Source organism: Clostridium sp. (genome assembly GCF_032552055.1).
Lineage (GTDB): Bacteria > Bacillota > Clostridia > Clostridiales > Clostridiaceae > Clostridium.
Genome location: NZ_JAWGSV010000340.1, coordinates 1 through 2709 on the forward strand (window position 1 = coordinate 1; position 2709 = coordinate 2709).

Annotated in this window: 3 protein-coding genes; 1 reads left to right on the top strand and 2 read right to left on the bottom strand. The window is 28.9% G+C overall.

The annotated features are described in order from the left end of the window. Positions 1-719 (top strand): DUF4003 family protein (locus E6248_RS15185; RefSeq protein ID WP_316341611.1); only part of this gene is annotated, 719 nt, incomplete at its 5' end. Positions 720-736: 17 nt separating this feature from the next. Here the strand turns inward: E6248_RS15185 and E6248_RS15190 are convergent. Together E6248_RS15190 and deoD are read right to left on the bottom strand one after the other, a co-directional pair. Then, positions 737-1678: a ribonuclease Z gene (locus tag E6248_RS15190; RefSeq protein WP_316341612.1), complete on the bottom strand. Its 942-nt coding sequence runs from the start codon at positions 1676-1678 to the stop codon at positions 737-739. A 171-nt stretch (positions 1679-1849) separates the two neighbouring features. Beyond that, complete coding sequence (gene deoD / locus E6248_RS15195) at positions 1850-2560, bottom strand: purine-nucleoside phosphorylase (RefSeq protein ID WP_316341613.1); 711 nt, start codon at positions 2558-2560, stop codon at positions 1850-1852. Positions 2561-2709 lie beyond the last annotated feature (149 nt).

Below are 2709 nucleotides of genomic sequence, written 5' to 3' on the forward strand. Positions count from 1 at the left end.
TTATATATGAAAAATTGAAAAAGCATTTTTATAATAATGAATTCTTAGTGTTAGCTTCTCAAATTATATATAATTATAAGAATGAAAGAAGCGTTGATGAGATAGTAGTAGATACTAGAAAAGTCTATGATTTAATGAAAGAAAAGCATGTATTTTTAACAGGACAAGAAGATATTGGTTCTGCTGCATTAATTGCTACTACTTGTAATGATTTAAACATCACTTTTACTGATATGGAAAGATGTTATAGTATATTAAGAAAAAATGGATTTTGGAGTGGAAATAATCTTCAAGCATTAACTCATATACTTTCTCTATTTGAAGGTACTTCAGAAGAAAAGTGTAATAAGATAATTTTACTAAATAATGTGCTAAAAAGAAGCACTACTCATATAGATGGCTATTCTCTACCTATTTTAGGGGTTGTTGCACTTACAACTTCTGATTATGATAAGTTTTCTAAAGATCTTGAGTCAGTAAATAAAATATTAAAAAAGCAACATGGCTTTGGAAACTTTTCTTTAGGTTCATCCTTAAGAAATATTATTTCAGCTTCTTTAATTTGTGTAGATTCACTTGAAAGTTACAAGGATTCTCTAAGTTATAAGGTTATTGAAACTACTAAGAATATATCTTTAAATATAGTAATGATTATGCAGATAGCTGCTGCTAGTGCAGCCACTACTGCATCTATAGCTGCATCAACTTCAAGTAGCTAAAATTAAAGCCTTAAAGTTTAATCTTCAAACTTTAAGGCTTTCTTCATGCCATCTTCACCTATAATAGTGTTATTAAAAACTTCTTTAGCATTATCAATAAAATCTATAGGTTCATTCATGGCTGGACTAAAATGTGTAAGTAATAATTCCTTTGAATTACTATCCTTTGCTAGAATCCCAGCTTCTCTAAAAGTCATATGCTTATTCTTAATAGCCTTATCTATATCCTCATCACTTCCATAAGTTCCTTCACATATAAATAAATCACTATATTCTATCAAATCTATAATTTTATCAGTTGGTCTCGTATCTGTTATATAACTTAACTTAATTCCTCTTCTTTCATCACCTAGAACCATAGAACTATCATATACTACTCCATTATGCTCTACTATCTCTTCTTTTTGTAGCTTACTCCATAAAACTCTAGGAACATTCTTTTCTACTGCTTTTTCTAAGTTAAATTTTCTTTTTCTTTTAAGGTATAAACTATATCCAATACAAGGTGATGAATGATTAAGCTCTTCTGTATTAATTATAAGATCAGCTCTATCATTTTCTGATAGCTCTATAAAATTCTTCTTAATAGCAAAAGATAATTCCCTTGGATTTTCTATAACCTCTAACTTATATGGTAAATATAGAAATAATACACTTAACCCTTTTATTACATTAGTAATCCCTTCTGGTCCAACTATTATTAACTTCTCTTCTCTCCCACTATTTCCAATGGTAGAAAGAAGTCCTGGCAATCCAACAATATGATCTCCATGAACATGAGTAATTAAAATTATATCTATTGCCTTAAAACCTAAATTATTTTTCCTTATCGAGACTTGAGTTCCTTCACCTACATCTATCAATATTTTTCTTCCATTTATATTAACAAACAAAGAAGCTAGATGTCTATTTGGCATAGGCATTCCTCCACCACATCCAAGTAAAGTTAAATCTATCATAATAACACCCCTAGTGTGCTGTATGCACTATTTACAATTAATAATTAAGGAAAAAACTCCATTAGGAGTTTTAAAAGAAATTACTTATATACTTCCAGACGAATTATATAAGTAATTATTTATTTTTTATTTTAAATTAAGTATTGTTCGACATCCCTAATTATATGAACTTTATTTAGCAAGTTCTAAAGCAATTTCCATCATATCAGTAAAACTTTCTTGTCTTTCTTCTGGTGATGTTTCAATTCCTTTAAATACATGATCAGAAATTGTAAGTATTGCTAAGGCTTCTACTCCATACTTAGCAGCAAGAGTATATAATTCTGCTGATTCCATTTCTACAGCTAAACAACCATATTCAGCCCAAAGGTTAAGTCCTCCAACATTGGTATCATCATAAAATAAATCTGAAGATAAAACATTACCTACCTTCATATTTAACCCTTTTTCTTTTCCTTTATTATATGCATCTAATAAAAGGTCAAAGTTAGCTGTTGGTGCATAGTCCATACCAAGAAATCTTCTATTATTAATTCCTGAATTAGTTGATGCACTTTGTGCTAAAACTATATCTCTTACATTAACGTTATCATTTATTGAACCTGCTGATCCAATTCTAATAAGTCTTTTTGCTCCATAAAATCTTATAAGCTCGTTTACATAAATAGAATGTGATGGTAATCCCATTCCTGTTCCTTGAACAGATATTCTCTTTCCCTTATATGTTCCTGTATATCCATACATCCCTCTTACAGTATTGTAGCATACAGGATTTTCTAAGTAAGTTTCAGCTATGAACTTAGCTCTTAATGGATCTCCTGGTAATAATACTGTTTCAGCTATAGCTCCTTCATCAGCCATTATGTGTAAATGCTTTGCCATATAAAATTCTCCTTATTAATAAATTTTCTATATAATAGTGGGGCTTAGCATATAAATTTAATAACAAAATAATTTAAATAAAAAACTCCTAAAGAAGTTTCCCCTTAATTTTTATTCTTAATTATTAATTTTTAATTGTACTAAAGCAC

Excerpts from the sequence above, each read along its gene's own strand:
- E6248_RS15190 (WP_316341612.1), bottom strand. The coding sequence starts at position 1,678 with ATGATAGATTTAACTTTACTTGGATGTGGTGGAGGAATGCCTATGCCA.
- deoD (WP_316341613.1), bottom strand. The coding sequence starts at position 2,560 with ATGGCAAAGCATTTACACATAATGGCTGATGAAGGAGCTATAGCTGAA.